Source organism: Pseudomonas sp. GW821-FHT12A04, assembly GCF_058807755.1.
In genome coordinates, this window is sequence record NZ_JBXAQZ010000012.1 from 155,948 (window position 1) to 176,205 (window position 20,258).

The window sequence follows — 20,258 nt, forward strand, 5'->3', positions numbered from 1 at the left end:
AATCTCGAAACGAAACGTCGTCGGTATGAATTAAGACCCTGACGAACGCCTTGCAGTTCGCCGTTATACTCGCCGCTCTGTTTGGGAGCCAGCATGATTTCTTTGCCGATCGATGAAGTTTTACCCGCCCTGCGTGAAGCCCTCGCTACACGCCACGAAGCCGTGCTCGAAGCGCCGCCCGGCGCCGGTAAAACCACCCGCGTGCCTTTGGCCTTGCTAAACGAACCGTGGCTGGCCGGCCAGACCATCCTGATGCTCGAACCCCGTCGGTTGGCCGCGCGCGCAGCGGCTGAACGGCTGGCCAGTGAGCTGGGGGAGAAGGTCGGCGAAACCGTAGGTTATCGCATTCGGCTCGACAGCAAGGTCGGTCCCAACACCCGCATTGAAGTGGTCACCGAAGGCATCCTCACCCGGCGTTTGCAGGACGACCCGGCGCTTGAGGGCGTGGGCCTGGTGATCTTCGACGAATTTCACGAACGCAGCCTCGACGCGGATCTGGCCCTGGCCCTGAGCCTCAATGGCCGGGAGCTGTTCCGTGACGATCAGCCGCTGAAAATCCTCTTGATGTCCGCCACGCTCGAAGGCGAACGCTTGGCCGGGTTGCTCGACGACGCGCCGATCCTGCGCAGCGAAGGGCGCATGTTCCCGGTGGCGATGCGCTGGGGCCGACCGTTCCAGTCCGGTGAATTCATCGAGCCGCGCTTGGTACAAACCATTCTTGAAGCCTTGAACGACGAAACCGGCAGTGTGTTGGTGTTCCTGCCGGGGCAGGCGGAAATCCGACGTGTGCATCAGCAACTGGCCGATGCCTTGGGCGAAAACACTCAGGTTCTACTGTGCCCATTGCACGGTGAACTGGACCTCGCCGCGCAACGGGCAGCCATCGATCCGGCACCGGCGGGCAAGCGCAAAGTGGTGCTGGCCACCAACATCGCCGAAACCAGCCTGACCATCAATGGCGTGCGCGTGGTGATCGATGCCGGGCTGGCTAGGGTGCCGCGTTTCGACCCCGGCAGCGGCATGACCCGTCTCGACACCCAGCGCATTTCCAAGGCCAGCGCCACCCAGCGCGCGGGCCGGGCCGGGCGCCTGGAGCCGGGCGTGTGTTATCGCTTGTGGTCCCAGGATCAGCACGAGCAACTGGCGGCCTATGGCAGTGCGGAAATCCTTTCGGCGGACCTCGCCGGGCTGGCCTTGCAACTGGGACGTTGGGGCGTAAAACCCGAACAGTTGGTGTGGCTCGACGTGCCGCCTGCCGCCGCCTATGCACAGGCTCAAGATTTGCTGGAACGCCTCGGAGCGTTGGATGGCGAAACGCTGACCCGTCATGGTCAGGCCATGGCCGAACTGCCGGCGCATCCGCGCATCGCGCATTTGCTGTTGCGCGGCCAGGCGCTGGGACTGGCGGACATGGCCTGCGACGTCGCGGCACTGCTCGGCGAGCGCGATATCTTGCGCGGCGCCGGGGCGGACTTGCACAGCCGACTGGTATTGCTGTCTGGCGAAGAACGCGCCGCACGGGGTGCCCAGGGTGGGGTGCAGCGCGCACGGCAACTGGCGCGGCAGTATCGTGGTTACCTACGGGGCAAAGCAGCGGAGCCGGTCAGCGATCCAGATCACCCGCGCTGGCTCGGCGCATTGCTGGCGCTGGCCTATCCCGACCGGGTCGCTCAGCAACGGCGCGCCGGTGGTGCGGAATATCGCTTGGCCAACGGACGTGCCGCACTGTTCGCCGAGGCCGATAGCCTGATGAAGCAGCCGTGGCTGGTGATCGCCGATCTGGGCAGTCGCCAGGGCCAGCGTGAAGAGCGGATTTATCTGGCGACGGATTTCGATCCGGCACTCTTCGATTCAGTGCTGGCCGAGCAGGTTCGCTGCGTCGATCAACTGGATTGGGATGAACGTGAAGGCGTACTGCGGGCCGAGCGTCAGCGCAAGGTTGGTGAACTGATCCTCAGTCGTGAACCGCTGACCGGTCTCGATGAAACCGCCCGCAGCCAGGCGCTGGTCAACCTGGTGCGGCGCAAAGGGCTGGAGTTGTTGCCGTGGACCCCGGAGTTGCGTCAGTGGCAGGCGCGGGTCGCCTTGTTGCGGCAACTGGACTTGGCCAGCAAGGGCGAAAGCGAATGGCCGGATGTCAGCGACGTGGCATTGCTCAAGAGTTTGGAGCACTGGCTGATGCCGTATCTGGGCAAGGTTTCGCGGCTCAGTCACTTCGCCAACCTGGATCTGTCGAGCATCGTCCACAACCTGCTGCCGTGGCCGCTGCCACAACGCTTGGACGAGCTGGCGCCCCATCATTTGAGCGTGCCGTCAGGCTCGTCGATTCGTCTGGATTACAGCGAACAGCCGCCGATTCTCGCGGTGCGCTTGCAGGAACTGTTCGGACTGGCCGAGACCCCGCGCATTGCCGGGGGGCGGCAGGTGGTCAAACTGCATCTGTTGTCCCCGGCGCGGCGGCCGGTGCAGGTGACTCAGGACCTGGCCAACTTCTGGCGCAGCACCTACGCCGAAGTGAAGAAGGATTTGAAGGGGCGCTATCCGAAGCATTACTGGCCGGATGATCCGCTGGTGGCCGAGGCGACTGCGCGGATCAAACCCCGTAAATAACGGTTAACACCGGACTCTGTGGCGAGGGGGCTTGCCCCCGTTGGACTGCGCAGCAGGCCCTGCTTTTCAGATGAAGAGTTAGGGCCGCTGCGCGACCCAGCGGGGGCAAGCCCCCTCGCCACATGAAGTTACTGCGATCTTTCGGATTTGGCGGTGAGCTGTTCGCGGCAGTAGTCCGCAAACAACTGCGCCGGTTTGGTCAGTTGCCCACGCTTGAGCCATGCCGCCACGAGCCCTGAACCGGTGACGTCTTCGGCGATGTCCACGCACACCACTTTCTGCCCGTCGTAGGTGCACTCCGAATGCGGTTTGGTCACCAGGATCGAGAACCCGAACCCCTGGCCAACCATGCCCCGCACCATCTCGATCGATGGCGAGCTGAAGGCGATGCGTGGCGTCAGGCCCAGCTCATCGAACAGGCTGACGAAGTAGGTCCGACTCGGCTGCACGTCCAGAAGAATCATTGGCTCCAGGCACAGGTCCCGCAGTGACACCTGCGCCTGCTGGGCAAAACGGTGATCGGCGGGCAGCAGCGCGTAAGGTCGTTGCGCCGGCATCAGCGGTTCGGTCTCGATGGTGCCGTCCAGATCGTGCTCGTAAAGGATCGCCAGGTCGAAAGCGCCGGAGGTCAGGCCCTGCACCAGCTCTTGTTGCTCGCCGTCGCGGATGCGGATTTCCACCCCGGGGTACAACGCCGAAAATCCGGCGATCAATTGCGGCAGGTACAGCGGTGCAACGGTTTCGAAGCAGCCGATATCGATCTGCCCGGAGACCACATCGTTGTCGGCCAGGGCGTTCTGTTCGAACTCCTTGGCCATGCGCAGCAGTTCCTGGGCCTTGCGGTAGAAGCGTGCACCACTGGGGGTCAATGACACGCCCTGTGCATGGTGACGAATCAGCAATTGCACGCCGAAGCTGTCTTCCAGCCCTTTGATGGCCGTGGAGATCGAGGGCTGGGCGATGTACAGCTTGCGCGAGGCCTCGGCCACGCTGCCGCACTCGACGGTGGTGATGAAGTATTTCAGTTGACGCAGATTGTAGGCAGCCACAGCGAACCTCGGGGGGAGAACGGATCAGGCATCCTGGCAATTTGCGCGCCACCCCTATCCGCTCGGGTAGCGATTTGTTGTGGTTGAACAATAACCACATGCTGCGCCAGAAGGGAGATCGGCTACGTAGTTTTTTCTTGGCCTGCGAACACATTTTTACTGGTTTTCCACTGCTTGGGCCTGAGCGACTATCCAATACACAAGAATGTCCTCTGGAGCATCTGAACGTGTTCGAGCTTGAGTATTGGCAACGCAAGGCCGCTTCCCTGCGGTTTCCCGACCAGGCCGTGATCGACGGCCAGCGCCGCCCGGCGCAGTCGGGGCAGACTTTCGCCGCGATCAACCCCGCCACCGGCCAATGCCTGGCCAACGTTGCCGCCTGCGGCGAAGAAGACGTGAACTCGGCGGTACACAATGCGCGGCAGGTTTTCGAGGCAGGCACCTGGGCTGCGCGCTCACCGACCGAACGCAAGCAAGTACTGTTGCGCCTGGCCGATTTGATCCTCGAAAACCGTGAAGAACTGGCGCTGCTCGACTCGCTGAACATGGGCAAGCCCGTCGCGGATGCCTACAACATCGACGTGCCGGGTGCCGCGGGAGTGTTCCGCTGGTACGCCGAAAGCCTCGACAAACTCTACGATCAGGTCGCGCCGAGTGCGCAGAACGTGCTGGCAACCATTACTCGCGAAGCCTTGGGCGTGGTGGCTGCGGTGGTGCCGTGGAATTTCCCTCTGGACATGGCGGCGTGGAAGCTCGCCCCGGCCCTGGCCGCCGGTAACTCCGTGATCCTCAAGCCTGCCGAACAGTCGCCGTTTTCTGCCCTGCGCCTGGCTGAGCTGGCGCTGGAAGCCGGTGTACCTGCGGGTGTGCTGAACGTGCTGCCGGGGCTCGGCGAGCAGACCGGCAAGGCCCTCGGTCTGCACCCGGATGTCGATTGCCTGGTGTTCACCGGCTCCACCGAGGTCGGCAAATATTTCATGCAGTACTCGGCCCAGTCGAACCTCAAGCAGGTGTGGCTTGAGTGCGGCGGCAAGAGCGCCAACCTGGTGTTCGCCGATTGTCAGGATCTGGATCTGGCGGCCGAGAAAGCCGCGTTTGGTATCTTCTTCAATCAGGGCGAAGTCTGCTCGGCCAATTCGCGGTTGCTGGTGCAGCGCTCGATCCATGACGAGTTTGTCGAGCGCCTCAAAGCCCAGGCTGAACGCTGGTTGCCGGGCGATCCGCTGGACCCGTCGAGCGCTGCCGGGGCTATCGTCGACAGCCGTCAGACCGCGGGCATCATGAAGTTCATCCAGCAGGCCGAACAGCAAGGCGCGACCAGGATCTGTGGCGGTCGGCAGTCGATCTTCAACGGCTCGGACAACTTCATCCAGCCGACGATTTTCACCGGCGTGACGCCGGACATGCCGCTGTTTCGCGATGAAGTATTCGGCCCGGTTCTGGCCGTCACGGCGTTCGACGACGAGGCCCACGCCTTGCAATTGGCCAACGACAGTGTCTACGGTCTGGCGGCTTCGCTGTGGACCGACGACCTCAACCGCGCCCACCGTGTGGCGCGACAATTGCGGGCCGGTACGGTGTCGGTCAACAGCGTCGATGCGCTGGACGTGACCGTGCCTTTTGGCGGTGGCAAGCAGTCGGGTTTCGGCCGCGACCTGTCCCTGCATTCATTCGATAAATACACCCAGTTGAAGACCACCTGGTTTCAATTGCGCTGATAACAAAACGGAGAACTGGCGATGACCACACCACGTGATACCCGCGACTACCAGGCCGCCGACGCTGCGCACCACATCCATGCGTTCGTCGATCAGAAAGCCCTCAACGATGAGGGGCCACGGGTGATGGTCCGTGGCGAGCGCCTGCACCTGTGGGACAACGATGGCCGGCGTTACCTCGACGGCATGTCCGGGTTGTGGTGCACCAACCTCGGTTACGGGCGCAAGGACCTGGCCGCCGCGGCGAGCCGGCAGCTGGAACAGCTGCCGTACTACAACATGTTTTTCCACACCACCCACCCGCAGGTGATCGAGCTGTCCGAGCTGCTGTTCAGCCTGCTGCCGGCTCACTACAGCCACGCGATCTACACCAACTCAGGCTCTGAAGCCAACGAGGTGTTGATCCGCACGGTGCGTCGTTACTGGCAGGTGCTCGGCAAGCCCGAGAAGAAAATCATGATCGGTCGCTGGAACGGTTACCACGGTTCGACCCTGGCCGCGACGGCGCTGGGCGGCATGAAGTTCATGCACGAAATGGGCGGCATGATTCCGGACATCGAGCATATCGACGAGCCGTACTTCTTCGCCCACGAAGGCAACCTGACCCCGGCCGAATTCGGTCTGCGCGCGGCGCAGCAACTGGAAGCGAAGATCCTCGAACTGGGTGCTGACAAGGTCGCAGGCTTTATCGCCGAACCGTTCCAGGGCGCCGGCGGTATGATCTTCCCGCCGGAAAGCTACTGGCCGGAAATCCAGCGCATCTGCCGCAAGTACGATGTGCTGCTGTGCGCCGATGAGGTGATCGGCGGCTTCGGTCGCACCGGCGAATGGTTCGCCCACGAGTACTTCGGGTTCGAGCCGGACACCCTGTCCATCGCCAAGGGCCTGACCTCGGGCTACATCCCCATGGGCGGCTTGATCCTGTCGAAGAAAATGGCCTCGGTGCTGGTGGAGCAGGGCGGTGTGTTTGCCCACGGCCTGACCTATTCCGGGCACCCGGTGGCGGCGGCTGTGGCGATTGCCAACCTCAAGGCCCTGCGCGATGAAGGCGTGGTGACGCGGGTCAAGGATGACATCGGCCCGTACCTGCAGCAGTGTCTGCGCGAAGTGTTCGGCAAGCACCCGCTGGTGGGTGACATCCAGGGCACCGGCATGGTTGCGGCGCTGCAACTGGCCGAAGACAAAACCAGCCGCAAGCGTTTTGCCAATGAGAACGACATTGCGTGGCGCTGCCGTACGATCGGTTTTGAAGAGGGCGTGATCATTCGCTCGACCTTGGGCCGGATGATCATGGCGCCGGCGTTGATTGCCAGCCGTGAAGAGATTGATGAGCTGATCGCCAAGACCTTGAAAGCAGTGGATCGTACGGCGCAGGAGTACGGCCGGCTCTGACATTTGTAGCGTTCTTGCGGGCCTCTTCGCGGGCAAGCCCGCTCCCACAGGTTATGTGTAATGCCCAAATATTGCGGCTGGCACAAACCCTGTGGGAGCGAGCTTGCTCGCGATAGCTATTGCTCAAACAACACATTTCCCAAGTCTTGCTCTCACCCTGTGCATCCCCGCCCACAGCGCCCTTTCGCGGTGCGCGCTAACGAGTTTTTTCATCGTTCGCATCCACATATTTCCTCATTTTCCTAATCCCGCCCTTGGGCCAACATCGATCTCGCCAGCCCACCGAATGCTGCCCGCCGAAGGGTCCCCGAGAGACCACAGGTTGCAGCCGATTCAGGGCTCGCCGTACTGCCCATGACAAAACTAAATCAACAGCTTTGGGAGTGCTCCATGATCAAGTCCTTGCTTACCCGCGTTGCCCATCCACTGGCGGTCACCGCCATCGCCGCGACGGTCGCCACCAGCGCCCAGGCCGGCACCCTGTCCATCGGTCATACCACTTGGGTCGGCTACGGCACCCTGTACCTGGCCAAGGACCTTGGCTACTTCAAGGAAAACGGTTTGACCGTCGAATTGCCGGTGGTCGAGGAAGCGGCGATGTACATGGCCGCACAAGCTTCCGGCGAGTTGTCCGGCTCGGCGTCGACCATCGACGAGGTGCTCAAGTACCGTCCGCAATTCTGCTTCAAGGCCGTGGCCGCGCTGGACGACAGCCATGGTGGCGACGGTGTGCTGGTGGGCAAGGACGTCAAGAGCCTGCAGGAACTCAAGGGCAAGGCCGTTGCGGTCAACGAAGGTTCGACCTCGCAGTTCTGGCTGTCCTATCTGCTGAAAAAACACGGCATGAGCATGAGCGACATCACCGTGCAGAACATGACGGCCGACGACGCCGCCACCGCGTTCATCGCCGGTCGCGTACCGGCCGCCGTGACCTGGGAGCCGCACCTGTCGATGGTTCGCGACAAGAAGCAGGGCAAGGTGCTGATCGACAGCAGCAGCACACCGGGGGTGATCGTCGATGTGGTCGCACTGAACTGCAGCGTGATCGAAAAACAGCCGGAAGACGTCAAGGCCCTGGTGGCCGGTTTGTACAAAGCTGTGCAGTACACCAAGGATCATCCACAGGAAGCCTACAAAATCATGGCCAAGGGTGTCGGCGGTTACCTGGCCGATCCGAAGGAAATGGAAGCGGCCGCACAGGGCGTGCGTTTCTACGATCAGGCCATGAGCGAAAAACTGCTGGGCTCGCCGGGTAAACCGGGTGACAGCGCACCGCTGATCAAGCTGGCCAACGAGACCGCCAGCGAGCTGCAAGGCAAGCCCTACAACGTCAGCAATGACGACCTGATCGACAACCGTTTCGTCACCCCGCTCTAGGAGGCTGCATGTTCAAGCGCAATTCATGGCTGAGCCGCTGCATCACGCCCAAGACCGGATTACCGGTCTCGGTGATCTGGAGCGCGAGCGGCCTGGCCTGGGTGCTGTTGGTCGGCCTGTGGGCCGGGTTGTCCTACGGCGGCGTGGTGCCGGGCATGTTCCTGCCGACGCCAGGCGCGGTGGTCGAGGCCGCCGTGCGGTTAGGCCGCGACGGCACCCTTGGCCAACATGTGTGGGCCAGTGTCGAAGTGGTGATGGTCGGTTTCATCGTGTCGTCCCTGGTGGCGGTGCCCCTGGGCTTGTTGATGGGCAGCTTTCGCATCGTCCAGGCCTTCCTTGAGCCGCTGGTGAATTTCATTCGCTACCTGCCGGTGACCTCGTTCGTGCCGTTGTTCATCCTGTGGATCGGCATCGGTCTGGAGCAGCGGGTGTCGGTGATCATTTTCGGCGTGTTCTTCCAGCAACTGGTGATGATCGCGGACGTGTCCAAAGGCATCTCCAAGGACCTGATCAACGCCTCCTACACCCTTGGCTCTAACCGTCGTGACGCGGTGCTGCATGTGATTGCCCCGGCGTCTTTGCCGGGCGTGCTCGACACCCTGCGGGTGACCATGGGCTGGGCCTGGACTTATCTGGTGGTGGCTGAACTGGTGGCCGCATCCAGTGGCTTGGGTTACCTGAGCCTCAAGGCCATGCGTGGCTTCCAGGTGGATGTGATTTTCCTCGCCATCGCGATCATCGGCCTGCTGGGCCTGGTCACCGATCAACTGTTCCGTTTCCTACGTCTGAGGATCACCGCATGGGCTCAGTAACCGCCGCCACTCATCGTTTTGTCGCCCCTCAGGCTGCCCCGGTGAACGCCCCCCGGCTGAAGGTGGACAAGGTCAGCCTGAGTTACAAGAAACCCGATGGCGGTACCTTTACCGCGTTGGAGGAAGTGTCGTTCGAAGTGCCGGACCAGCAATTTGCCGTACTGGTGGGGCCTTCCGGTTGCGGCAAGTCGAGCCTGCTGTATCTCACCGCCGGCCTGGCCGAACCGACCTCGGGCGAGATTTACGTTGGCGGCCAGCAGGTCGAAGGCCCCGGCGCGGACCGCGGCATGGTGTTCCAGAGCTACACGCTGTTCCCGTGGCTGACGGTGCGCCAGAACGTCGAGTTCGGCCTCAAGCGGCGTGGCATGCCGGCGGCGCAACGCAAGGACATCGTCGACTACTACGTCAATGAAGTGGGCCTGAGCGGCTTTGCCGACAACTACGCCAAGCAGTTGTCCGGCGGGATGATGCAACGTGTCGCCATTGCCCGCGCACTGGCCAATGACCCGCAGATCCTGCTGATGGACGAACCCTTCGGGGCTCTCGACAGCCAGACGCGCCTGCAAATGCAGCAGTTGTTGCTGCGGGTGTGGGGCAACAGCAAGAAGACTGTGTTGTTCGTGACCCACGACATCGACGAGGCGATTCTGCTGGGCGACCGGGTGTATGTGATGGGTGCCAGGCCGGGGCGGATCAAGCAGATTCTGGATGTGCCGATCGAGCGTCCACGCAACCTGGACATGGTCATGGAGCGCTCGTTCATCGAGATGAAACGCGAGATCTTCGGGCTGCTGCATGATGATCTGGAAGAGGTGCATTAAACCCGATTCCAGCTCGTGCACCATCCCTGTGGGAGCGAGCTTGCTCGCGATTGCGATTTGTCATTCAGCATTGATGTCGACTGACACGACGCCATCGCGAGCAAGCTCGCTCCCACAGGTTTTGTGTTTGGCTGGAGTGAGGTATCAGGGCGCAACCGGCAACAGAAACCGCGCAATCACCGGCAGGTGATCGGAGATGCGCAATGTATCGTCCTGCCGCACCATCGCCTCCACCCGTTTGATCCGCGGGCTGTAGAACAGGTAGTCGACGGTCCGGTCCGGGCCGTTCAGTCCGGGATCGTTCGGGTAGTGGGTCAGCCAGCGCTCGCGGTCGATACCACTGGCTTCGTTGTTGGTCGGGATCATCGGGTACTTGTCCCACAGCAGGTGCAACAGGCTGTCGGCGGAGTAGGGCGCGCGTTGTGCATCGGGCAGGCGCCGATACTGGCCCAGCGGCAACAAGTTGAAATCCCCACCGATCAACCACGGCGTGCCACGGCTTTCGAGTTTATCGAGGGCTCTGGCCACGGCGTTCACCTGGTTTTTCAAGGTGTTGTCGGCTCGATTGGCGCGCTCCAGATGGGTATTGAGCACCGCTATTTGCCCGCCATCACTCAATGGCAAGTAGCTCACCAGCAAGGCGTTTCTGGGTTTGAATTGGCGGCTGACCGGATTGCCCGAGGCAACTGGCAGTTGCAGCCGTTCGGCATGTTCGATCCGGTAACGGCTCAGGGTTGCCAGTTGCCGGCCGACACTGCCGAAGATGTGCGGATTCGGCACGAAGTCGGCCTTCCAGTCGAACGCGCTGGTGCCACACGGATACAAGTCGGCGAGCCGCTCTTGCAGCAGCTTGAACTGGTGCTGGTAATCGCTGGCCTTGGCGCCGTCGTCCAGTTCCTGCAACAGCACGATGTCCGGTTGTTCGTCGCGAATCACCCGCGCCACTTCGTCAAGGCTGAAAGCCATGTCTTCCGCTGTGGGACGTTCGTCGGTGCCCGCGGCCAGGTCATTCCAGAATACGTAGCGCTTGCCGGCCAGGTACTGGACGTTCCAGGTCATCACCTTCAACGCCTGCCCGGGGACCAGGGAGGGGGCCTGGGCACTGCAACTGACGGGCAACACTTCTTTGGCGTCGGGGCGCCAGGTCAGGCTGTAGATCATCGCGGCGATCAGGCCGATCACGATCAGCAGGCCCGGCAGGATGTAGCGCAGTAGACGGGTCATGGCTCGGCTTATTAGCGTTACAGGATTGTTCCCGAGCATACCCGAGAGCGAGGGGCGCGCCCAAGGTCAGAGCGAGTTGTCATTTCTTTCAGGCAACGGGTTGATCAGCATGAACAGTCGGAACAGCACCACGCTGGTAAACAGCTGCAGGAAACTGTGGGCGCTGTCGATCAGCACGGATACCACCGGGTTCTGAGGTTCGGGGTACGCTGCCAGCGTCACGCCTTTGAGCAGCCACAACGGCCCCATCACACACAGAATGCACAGCAGGATGCGCAAGAAATGCCCTTGGGTCATGCGCAGGCTTTCCTTCATGGCCGCCAGTGGCGCCAGGCCGCGCAACACCAGCAGGTATTCGCCAAACGCCAGGGTCACCATCAGGTAGATACCCGGCAGGAAATACAGCGACAGGCCCAGCAGAATCAGCACGGTATTGAGCGCGGTCAGCAGGGCGAAGCGTGGCCACAGGCTCGCCGCCATCGCCAGCAGGTCGCGGTTGCGCGGCGACTCGCCGCGGCTGCGGGCGTCGAGAAACAGGATCAGCGCAGCGGTGTACAGCGGGTACACCAGCAAGCCGACTATCACGCTGATGCCGGGGAAACTGTCCGGCTCGGTGGAGTGGTCGACCACTTGTTGCAGCAGCGCCTCAAGCATCACCAGCGGCAGGCACAGCTGCACGATCTGGCCCAGATTGCGCTTGAAGAAATACAGGGAGTCACGCAGGACATCTAACGGATTCATCAGTGGGTATCGCAGGTTGGAAGCAGTGGCTCACTTTAACCGATCAAGCGCTCGTAGACGCAAACGTAAACGTTCGGTAAATGTCATTGAAACATCTTGTTTCAGCCTCCATTAAGGTCGGGCACCTTATCCTCATTGGATAAAGGCAACGATTTTCCCGGCAATCTACGAGGTCGCCATGAACAGCGAAGAACAAACCCTGATCGATGGACTGTTTTCCCGGCTGCAGCAGGCCGAAACGGACTCAGCCCCGCGCGACGCCCAGGCCGAGGCGCGGATCAAGGAACACCTGACGCGCCAGCCCGCGGCAGGTTATTTCATGACCCAGGCGATTCTGGTGCAAGAGGCGGCGATCAAGAGCCTCGATGAACAGAACAGGCAACTGACCCAGCAAGTCCAGCAGTTGCAGGCCGAACTGCAACAGGCCAAGGCCCAGGCGACCCCGGCTCCAGCGCCGAGCAGCGGTGGCTTTTTGTCGAGCATCTTTGGCGGCAACTCTCGTGAGCCACAGCCTGCACCCATCCAGAGCTCACCACCCTCGAGCGGTGGCTGGCGCGAGCCGGGACGCTCGTCGTTCGGTTCGCAACCGCCACAGCAGAACTTCGGCGCGCCGCAGAACTTTCCCCAGCAGGGCTATGCACCACAGCAACAGGCTCCGGCAGCGGCCGGCAGCAGTTTCCTCGGTGGTGCGCTGAAAACCGCCGCAGGCGTGGCGGGTGGCGTGATGCTGGCACAAGGCATCAGCAGCCTGTTCCATCACAATCAGCAACCTGAAGTCGTGGAAGTCATCAAGGAACAGCCGGCCCAGGTCAACGACCAAGGCAACAATGGCTGGGGCGATGACCAGCGCATGGCCGGTAACGACTCCTACAGCAACGATCAGGGCGGGTTCAGCGACGCTGACTACAGCGATGACTCGTTATTCGGCGGCGACGACGATTCTTTCGTCTGATACGCCATTCGTCCGGAGCGCAACCGCGCTCCGGGCCGATTATTCGCGGAACAATCCTCAGGGCTGGCATACTGGGCGACTTTTCGGGCCTGGTGCCTGATTCAGCCCTGAGGAAAGCCGGTGAAAAAAATCGCAGTGTTCGCCGATGTCCAGAACCTCTACTACACCGTGCGTCAGGCTTATGGTTGTCACTTCAACTACGCCGCACTGTGGGCTGATATCAGCAAGCAGGGCGAGATCGTCGAAGCCTACGCCTATGCCATCGACCGTGGCGACAGCAAACAGCAGCAGTTCCAGCAGATCCTGCGCAACCTCGGTTTCACCGTGAAGCTCAAACCCTATATCCAGCGCAGCGATGGCTCAGCCAAGGGCGATTGGGACGTGGGCATCACCCTCGACATCATGGATGCCGCCGACCATGTCGATGAAATCGTCCTGGCCTCCGGCGACGGTGATTTCGACATGCTGCTCGAACGCATTATCAGCAAACACGGCGTACAAGCAGTGGCTTACGGCGTGCCGGGCCTGACCGCCAACTCGCTGATACGCGCCGCCAGCCGCTACGTGCCGATCGAAGGCGCGTTGCTGCTCAAGAATTGATTTTTACGGAGTTGAACCAGGTTTGGAACGCATCGCAGTCATCGACTTTGAAACCACCGGGATCTCACCGAGCAGCAGTTGCCGGGCCACGGAAATCGCCGTGGTGATCCTTGAACAGGGGCGCATCGTCGAGCGTTACCAAAGCCTGATGAACGCCGGCGTGCGCGTCCCGGCCTTCATCGAGCAACTCACCGGTATTAGCAACGCCATGCTGCGCACCGCGCCGTCGGCGGAGCAGGTGATGAACGAAGTGAATGAATTCGTCGGCTGCACGCCGTTGCTCGCGCACAACGCCGCGTTCGACCAGAAGTTCTGGGACTTCGAACTGGGGCGAATCAATCGCACCCGCTTGCAGAACTTTGCCTGCTCGCTGCTGCTGGCTCGCCGCCTGATGCCCACCGCGCCGAACCACAAACTCGGCACCCTCACCACGTTCGCCAACCTGCCCCACACCGGCAAGGCCCACCGGGCCATGGCCGACGCCGAGATGGCGGCCAACCTTACGGCACACCTGGCCGAAGAGTTGCGCCAGAAGCACGGCTTGCGCGAGCTGTCCCATGACTTGCTGTGCAAATTGCAGAAAGTGCCGGCGGCGAAGGTAAACGAACACCTCAAGCGCTATCGCTGATCCCGAAAACACCGCAAATCCCCTGTAGGAGCGAGCTTGCTCGCGATGAACCCGAGAACAACACGGGGTGTCAGGTTCCCCGCGTTATCGTTGGCGACCATCGCGAGCAAGCTCGCTCCCACAGGGACATCATTGCCTCAGGATTTGCCATTCCCTTCAATGTGCCCCAGCGGCACCCGCTTCTCTATCGCACTCGACAACACAATCGACGTCTTGCTGAACCCGAACGTGGCGATCCGGTTGATCAACTCTTCCAGCTCCGGCATCGAACCCACGGCTGCCTGCATGATCACGCACGGATCGCCGGTCACCCGATGGCATTCGGTCAATTGCGGGATTTTGATCAGGTCGTCGTAGGCTTTCTGGTTGCCGTGCTGGTTCAGGCGCAGTTCGATCACGCACTGGATGGGCAAGCCGAGCTTGGCCATGTCGACCTTCGCCTGATAGCCGGTGATCACGCCGCTGGCTTCAAGCTTGGCCACGCGCTCGGCCACCGCCGGGGCGGACAGGTTGACCTTGCGCGCCAGGTCCGCGTAGGACGCGCGACCGTTTTCCAGCAGGGCGCTGAGCAGCATGCGGTCGTACTTATCCATCGTGGCACTCCTGAAAAATGACGGACTTTCGAAAACACGGTTTATTGCCATGAACTCCGTGTTTTGAAAAGTGTACTGGCGGTTTAAAAAGGTTTTGTAACTTATTTTCCGGCTCCAGCCTTTCTAGAATAGCCGTTCACCTGTTCTGCCTGTGAGTTGCCCCATGTCCGGCCTACGTCGCTTTCCCTTACCGTTGATCGCAGCCTTTTTCGCCTTGTACGTGATTTGGGGCTCGACCTACCTGGTGATCCGCATCGGCGTGGAGTATTGGCCGCCGCTGCTACTCGCCGGCATCCGCTTCGTCATTGCCGGGACCTTGATGTACGCCTTCCTGCGTTGGCGCGGGGCGCCGGCGCCGACCTGGGCGCAGTGGAAAGCCGCCGGGATCATTGGCGTATTGCTGCTGGCGTGCGGTAACGGAGCGGTCAGCGTGGCCGAACACACCGGCGTGGCTTCTGGAGTGGCCGCTTTGGCGGTGGCAACGGTGCCGCTGTTTACCTTGCTCTGTGGCTATTTCTGGGGCGCGCGTAATACCCGTCTCGAATGGGCTGGCGTTGCGCTCGGAATGATCGGCATCGTCATGCTCAACCTCGGCTCCAACCTGCAATCGAGCCCGTTGGGTGCAGCCCTGCTGATTTTTGCGGCGGCCACCTGGGCCTTCGGCTCGGTGTGGAGCAAGCATTTACCGTTGCCTCAAGGGGCGATGGCCAGTGCCGTGGAAATGCTGGTGGGTGGCGTGGTGTTGCTGATCGGCAGTGCGGTCAGCGGTGAGCATCTGGACAAGGTTCCGCCGATTGAAGGCTGGGCTGCGCTGGCGTACCTGACTGTGTTCGGTTCGATCATCGCCTTCAACGCCTACATGTACCTGTTGAAGCACGTGCGTCCGGCCGCTGCCACCAGTTATGCCTACGTCAACCCGGCGGTGGCGGTGTTGCTGGGGATCGTGTTTGTCGGTGAGACCATTGGAGTCGAGGAAGCACTGGCCATGCTGGTGATTATCAGTGCCGTGGTGCTGATTGGCTTGCCGCAGTGGCGTCGTAAGCCGCAGCAGCCGGTGGAGAAGGTCGTGCCGACGGTAGTGCCGACAGAATCCCGTGTGAATTAGGGTAAACTGCGCGCCATTGCACTCTTGTTTCGCACAACCGCGCTGAATTTTCCTACGGTACTCCCATGACTTTCGCCACCCTTGGCCTGATCGAACCCTTGCTGCGCTCCCTTGAGACGCTCGGCTACCAGACTCCGACGCCGGTTCAGGCGCAAGCCATTCCGGCAGTGCTGGCCGGTCGTGACCTGATGGCCGCGGCCCAGACCGGTACCGGCAAGACCGCCGGTTTCGCCCTGCCGCTGCTGCAACTGCTGGCCATGGAAGGGCCGAAAGTCACCGCCAACTCGGTCCGCGCGCTGATCCTGGTACCGACCCGCGAGCTGGCTGAACAGGTTCACGAAGCCGTGCGCCAGTACGCTGAAAACCTGCCGCTGCGTACTTACGCGGTGTACGGCGGCGTCAGCATCAACCCGCAAATGATGAAGCTGCGCAGCGGTGTCGATCTGCTGGTGGCGACCCCGGGCCGCTTGCTCGACCTGTTCCGCCAGAACGCGCTGAAGTTCAACCAGTTGCAAACCCTGGTGCTGGACGAAGCCGACCGCATGCTCGACCTGGGCTTTTCCGAGGAGCTGGCGAACATTTACCGTGCGCTGCCGAAGAAACGTCAGACGCTGCTGTTCTCCGCGACCTTCTCCGATGACATCCGCCTGCTGGCCGGGCAGATGCTCAACGACCCGCTGAGCATCGAAGTCAGCCCGCGCAACGTGGCGGCCAACACCGTCAAGCAATGGATCGTGACGGTAGACAAGAAGCGCAAGCCGGAACTGTTCGTGCACCTGATGCGCAAGGGCAAGTGGAAGCAGGTGCTGGTGTTCGCCAAGACCCGCAACGGCGTGGACGCGCTGGTGGAGAAACTTCAGGGCCTGGGCATCAACGCCGACGGCATCCACGGCGACAAACCCCAGGCGACCCGCCAGCGTGCGCTCGACCGCTTCAAGGCGAGTGAAGTGCAGATCCTGGTCGCTACCGACGTGGCAGCCCGTGGCCTGGACATCGAAGACCTGCCGTTGGTGGTCAACTTCGACTTGCCGATCGTCGCTGAGGATTACATCCACCGCATCGGTCGTACCGGTCGCGCGGGTTCGACCGGCGAGGCGATTTCCCTGGTCTGCGCCGATGAAGTGAATCTGCTGTCGGCCATCGAGATGCTGACCCGCCAGACTTTGAAGCGGCAGAACGAGCCGGACTTCGAACCCGAGCACCGCGTGCCGGACACCGATGCCAGTGGCCAGGTCGTCAAGAAACCGAAAAAACCGAAGAAGCCCAAGGCTTCCGGTGGAGGCGGTGGTAAACGCAATCTGGGTCGGTGGGTTGATAGCGGTGAGGTTGCGCCGGCGGAGCCTTCGATCAAGCCTGTGCGCAAGGTGCCGGTGTTCAATACCGGGCCGCGCAAGCGTAAGCCTTGATTAACTTCGGCGTCTGTTAAGCCGCCATCGCGAGCAAGCTCGCTCCCACAGGGGATTTGTGATCGACACAATTCCAATGTGGGAGCGAGCTTGCTCGCGATGGGCGCGCTGCGGTCTTCAATCTTTGCGCTGTAACCACTCCACCATCCCCAACCCCGCCGCTCGCCCACTGGCGAAACACGCGGTCAGCAGATAGCCGCCGGTCGGCGCTTCCCAGTCCAGCATTTCTCCCGCGCAAAACACGCCAGGCAGTTGCTTGAGCATCAAACGCTCATCCATCGCCTCGAACAACACCCCGCCAGCGCTGCTGATGGCCTCGTCCAGTGGTCGGGTTTTCACCAGTGTCAGTGGCAAAGCCTTGATCGCGTTGGCCAGCAAGGCCATGTCGGCAAAGCAGTCGGCGCTGGTCAGTTCACGCAATAGCGCCGCTTTGACCCCATCGATGCCCAACTGACTGTGCAGGTGCTTGGCCATGGAGCGCGATCCCCGGGGTTTGCCCAACGCCGCTGCAACTTTATCCACAGGCCGGCCCGGCAACAGGTCCAGATGAATGGTTGCCGAACCGTGCCGGTTGATTGCCTCGCGGATCGGTGCTGACAGGGCGTAGATCAAACTGCCTTCAATTCCGGTGGCGGTAATCACGCATTCGCCGAGTCGCGGCACGTCATCGTTAAGGCCGATGGCGATGTTTTTCAGCGGCGCGCCAGCGAATTTGCTGACCATCAATTCGCTCCAGGCCTGCACCTCGAAGCCGCAATTACTGGGTTGCAACGGCGCCAGTCCTACGCCGCGTTGCTCCAGTGGCAGCATCCACGCGCCGTCCGAACCCAGGCGCGACCAACTGCCGCCACCGAGGGCGAGCAGGGTGGCATCGGCTTGCACGGTTGTTTCGCCTTCCGGGCTGTCGATACGCAATCCGCCACGCTCGTCCCATCCGAGCCAGCGGTGGCGGGTGTGGATAACTACGCCACTGTCGCGCAGGCGTTTGAGCCAGGCGCGCAGCAGCGGCGCGGCCTTCATGTCGGTGGGGAATACCCGGCCGGAGCTGCCGACGAAGGTCTCGATGCCCAGTTCATGAATCCACTGACACAACGCTTCGGCGCCGAAGCCGCGCAGCAGCGGGGCGATCTGCGGGGCGCGTTCGGCGTAGCGTGAGAGAAATGCCGGGTAGGCTTCGGAGTGCGTGATGTTCATGCCGCCGACGCCGGCCAGGAGGAATTTTCGCCCCACTGAAGGCATACCGTCGTACAGGTCGACCTTGATCCCGGCCTGGCTCAACACTTCGGCCGCCATCAGACCGGCGGGGCCGCCGCCGATGATGGCGACGCGGGAAGGGGAGGAGGTCGAAGATCGGGTCATGGAGTGCGCTGCGGTTTTGGCGAATGAAGCCGGGCATTCTATCAGCCCAGACCTCTGTAGGAGCGAGCCTGCTCGCGATGGTCTTGAACGATTACGCGGGAAACCAGATGCCCGGCGGCGACGTTGCGTTTTTCGCGAGCAGGCTCGCTCCTACAGGGATCTTTGGTGAATTCGAGGATTGGTTAAAAAACAACCAGTGCTCTGTAGCTCAAGCTCCGCATGGGCTGCAGGCCCTTTCACTCAGGTTATCCACAGGCAGCTCCACAGGCATTGTGGGTAAAGCATCCACAGCTCAGTGACAACCTGATGACTGCCATACGCGCTGCGCGCTGTGATGGAGGATGCCGTGACGGCGTGCCAGGGCCTGGCGGTCCTTGCTGTAGCCGCCGCCGATTACACCGACCACCGGAATGTCACGGCCCAGGCAATGGCGCATCACGCTTTCATCGCGGGCGGCGACGCCTTCGTCTGTCAGCTTCAGATAACCCAGGGCGTCGTCCTTATGCACATCGACCCCGGCGTCATACAGCACCAGATCCGGTTGGTAGAGCGGCAGCAAGTAGTTGAGTGCATCGTCCACCACCTTCAGGTAGTCGGCATCGCCCATGCCTTTGGGCAGTGGAATGTCCCAATCACTTTCGGCCTTGCGTGCGGGAAAGTTCTTCTCGCAGTGCAGGGAAACGGTCACCGCTTCCGGGGTGTTATGAAGTATTCGTGCAGTCCCGTCGCCCTGATGCACGTCGCAATCGAAGATCAGCACGCGGTTCACCCGACCACTTTCCAGCAGGTAATGGCTGATCACCGCCAGGTCATTGAAGATGCAGAACCCGGCCGGGTAATCGTAGTGCGCATGGTGGGTGCCGCCCGCGAGGTGGCAGGCCAGGCCATGCTCCAGCGCCTGCTCGGCCGCCAGCAACGAACCGCCCACCGCCCGCACCGTGCGTCGGGCCAGGGCTTCGGTCCAGGGCAGGCCGAGGCGGCGCTGGTCTTCGCGGGATAATTCGCCACTCATGTAGCGCTCGATATACGAAGGGTCATGGGCGAGGGCGAGAATCTCTGCGGGACACAGGTCCGGGCGCAGCAGATCGGCGTCGCGGGTCAGGCCGCTGGCCACCAGGTGATCGCGCAACAGGCGGAACTTGTCCATGGGGAAGCGGTGATCCGCCGGAAACTCTGGACTGTAGTCTTCGTGATAAATCAGCGGCAGTGGCATGGTCATTTCATGTAGGAATGAGAGACGGATCCTACCAGCGTTGTAGACTGGCGACATTGAAATGGAGGGGCGGGGCACGATGGAGCCAATACTGGAACTTGAAAGCGCTCGGCTGCTGTTGCGCCAGTGGCGCGATGAAGATTTACCTGACTTTGCGGCGATGTGTGCCGATCCGCAGGTGATGCGCTATTTCCCGGCAGCCTTGAGTCGGCTGGAGAGCGCCTCATTGATCGGGCGAATCCGTGGTCATTTCGCCGAGCATGGTTTCGGCCTATGGGCTCTGGAACGCAAGGACACCGGCCAATTCATCGGTTTTACCGGGCTCGGTGTGGTCGGTTTCGACGCGCCTTTCACCCCGGCCACGGAAATCGGCTGGCGCCTGGCCCGTGAGCACTGGGGGTTGGGTTACGCCAGTGAAGCGGCGTGGACCGCTCTGCGCTGCGGGTTTGACCGTTTGCTGCTGAGCGAAGTCGTGTCCTTTACCGCTGACAGTAACCTGCCGTCGCAGAAAGTCATGCAGGCGATTGGCATGCATCACGATCCGGCCGATGACTTCGATCATCCCAAGCTCTCCGTCGATCATCCCCTGCATCACCACGTGTTGTACCGCATCAGCCGTGAACAATGGCTGCAAACCTTGCATGGATAACCTGACACG

At 61.7% G+C, this 20,258-nt stretch carries 18 protein-coding genes; 12 read left to right on the forward strand and 6 right to left on the reverse strand.

The features are described 5' to 3' along the window. Positions 1–93: 93 nt before the first annotated feature. On the forward strand, positions 94–2,610 hold the full coding sequence (hrpB, locus tag AC1RS8_RS19765) for an ATP-dependent helicase HrpB (protein ID WP_489339273.1): 2,517 nt from the start codon (positions 94–96) through the stop codon (positions 2,608–2,610). Between the two features lie 128 nt (positions 2,611–2,738). Here the strand turns inward: hrpB and AC1RS8_RS19770 are convergent, their stop codons facing one another. After that, the gene (locus AC1RS8_RS19770; protein WP_057713179.1) at positions 2,739–3,659 is read right to left on the reverse strand and encodes a LysR family transcriptional regulator; all 921 of its coding nucleotides are present in this window, start codon (positions 3,657–3,659) and stop codon (positions 2,739–2,741) included. Between the two features lie 227 nt (positions 3,660–3,886). Here AC1RS8_RS19770 and AC1RS8_RS19775 point away from each other — a divergent pair, with 227 nt between their 5' ends. From AC1RS8_RS19775 to AC1RS8_RS19795, 5 genes are all read left to right on the forward strand, one after another. Next, entirely contained in the window at positions 3,887–5,377 is a 1,491-nt protein-coding gene (locus AC1RS8_RS19775; RefSeq protein ID WP_489339272.1) for an aldehyde dehydrogenase, read from the forward strand. A gap of 21 nt (positions 5,378–5,398) precedes the next feature. Then, positions 5,399–6,769: an aspartate aminotransferase family protein gene (locus AC1RS8_RS19780; RefSeq protein ID WP_057713181.1), complete on the forward strand. Its 1,371-nt coding sequence runs from the start codon at positions 5,399–5,401 to the stop codon at positions 6,767–6,769. A 390-nt stretch (positions 6,770–7,159) separates the two neighbouring features. Then, positions 7,160–8,146, forward strand: a complete 987-nt coding sequence (locus AC1RS8_RS19785; protein WP_057713182.1) for an ABC transporter substrate-binding protein — start codon at positions 7,160–7,162, stop codon at positions 8,144–8,146. A gap of 8 nt (positions 8,147–8,154) precedes the next feature. Beyond that, positions 8,155–8,958 carry an ABC transporter permease gene (locus AC1RS8_RS19790; protein WP_007990681.1) on the forward strand — a complete coding sequence of 268 codons (804 nt, stop codon included), beginning with the start codon at positions 8,155–8,157 and terminating at the stop codon, positions 8,956–8,958. Next, positions 8,946–9,779 (forward strand): ABC transporter ATP-binding protein, encoded by an 834-nt coding sequence (locus AC1RS8_RS19795; RefSeq protein WP_090451570.1) that lies wholly within the window; start codon positions 8,946–8,948, stop codon positions 9,777–9,779. Before AC1RS8_RS19790 ends, AC1RS8_RS19795 begins: the two co-directional genes overlap by 13 nt. A 144-nt stretch (positions 9,780–9,923) precedes the next feature. Here the strand turns inward: AC1RS8_RS19795 and AC1RS8_RS19800 are convergent, their stop codons facing one another. Both AC1RS8_RS19800 and AC1RS8_RS19805 read right to left on the reverse strand, forming a co-directional pair. Continuing rightward, the gene (locus AC1RS8_RS19800) at positions 9,924–11,003 is read right to left on the reverse strand and encodes an endonuclease/exonuclease/phosphatase family protein (protein WP_489339271.1); all 1,080 of its coding nucleotides are present in this window, start codon (positions 11,001–11,003) and stop codon (positions 9,924–9,926) included. 66 nt (positions 11,004–11,069) lie between these two features. After that, positions 11,070–11,744 carry a YciC family protein gene (locus AC1RS8_RS19805; RefSeq protein ID WP_489339270.1) on the reverse strand — a complete coding sequence of 225 codons (675 nt, stop codon included), beginning with the start codon at positions 11,742–11,744 and terminating at the stop codon, positions 11,070–11,072. 178 nt (positions 11,745–11,922) lie between these two features. Between AC1RS8_RS19805 and AC1RS8_RS19810 the strand changes: the two genes are divergently transcribed. The 3 genes from AC1RS8_RS19810 (at position 11,923) to AC1RS8_RS19820 (ending at position 13,924) form a co-directional block, all read left to right on the forward strand. Next, on the forward strand, positions 11,923–12,696 hold the full coding sequence (locus tag AC1RS8_RS19810; RefSeq protein WP_489339269.1) for a DUF2076 domain-containing protein: 774 nt from the start codon (positions 11,923–11,925) through the stop codon (positions 12,694–12,696). A 120-nt stretch (positions 12,697–12,816) separates the two neighbouring features. Further along, positions 12,817–13,296, forward strand: coding sequence for a LabA-like NYN domain-containing protein (locus AC1RS8_RS19815; protein ID WP_007990686.1), 480 nt, complete (start codon positions 12,817–12,819; stop codon positions 13,294–13,296). 22 nt (positions 13,297–13,318) lie between these two features. Further along, on the forward strand, positions 13,319–13,924 hold the full coding sequence (locus tag AC1RS8_RS19820) for a 3'-5' exonuclease (protein ID WP_489339268.1): 606 nt from the start codon (positions 13,319–13,321) through the stop codon (positions 13,922–13,924). 137 nt (positions 13,925–14,061) lie between these two features. On the opposite strand, the gene AC1RS8_RS19825 is transcribed toward AC1RS8_RS19820, so the two are convergent. Beyond that, on the reverse strand, positions 14,062–14,517 hold the full coding sequence (locus AC1RS8_RS19825) for an Lrp/AsnC family transcriptional regulator (protein WP_057713188.1): 456 nt from the start codon (positions 14,515–14,517) through the stop codon (positions 14,062–14,064). A 163-nt stretch (positions 14,518–14,680) separates the two neighbouring features. On the opposite strand from AC1RS8_RS19825, the gene yedA reads away from it, so the two are divergent. Together yedA and rhlE1 are read left to right on the forward strand one after the other, a co-directional pair. Continuing rightward, a complete protein-coding gene (yedA, locus tag AC1RS8_RS19830) occupies positions 14,681–15,622 on the forward strand; it encodes a drug/metabolite exporter YedA (RefSeq protein ID WP_057713189.1) in 942 nt (313 codons plus the stop codon). A gap of 65 nt (positions 15,623–15,687) precedes the next feature. Further along, a complete protein-coding gene (gene rhlE1, locus AC1RS8_RS19835) occupies positions 15,688–17,028 on the forward strand; it encodes an RNA helicase RhlE1 (protein WP_489339267.1) in 1,341 nt (446 codons plus the stop codon). 117 nt (positions 17,029–17,145) lie between these two features. On the opposite strand, the gene AC1RS8_RS19840 is transcribed toward rhlE1, so the two are convergent. Together AC1RS8_RS19840 and AC1RS8_RS19845 are read right to left on the reverse strand one after the other, a co-directional pair. Then, positions 17,146–18,387 carry a TIGR03862 family flavoprotein gene (locus tag AC1RS8_RS19840; protein ID WP_489339266.1) on the reverse strand — a complete coding sequence of 414 codons (1,242 nt, stop codon included), beginning with the start codon at positions 18,385–18,387 and terminating at the stop codon, positions 17,146–17,148. Positions 18,388–18,679: 292 nt separating this feature from the next. Continuing rightward, complete coding sequence (locus AC1RS8_RS19845; protein WP_057713193.1) at positions 18,680–19,600, reverse strand: histone deacetylase family protein; 921 nt, start codon at positions 19,598–19,600, stop codon at positions 18,680–18,682. 79 nt (positions 19,601–19,679) lie between these two features. On the opposite strand from AC1RS8_RS19845, the gene AC1RS8_RS19850 reads away from it, so the two are divergent. Next, positions 19,680–20,249: a GNAT family N-acetyltransferase gene (locus tag AC1RS8_RS19850; protein ID WP_150813523.1), complete on the forward strand. Its 570-nt coding sequence runs from the start codon at positions 19,680–19,682 to the stop codon at positions 20,247–20,249. Positions 20,250–20,258 lie beyond the last annotated feature (9 nt).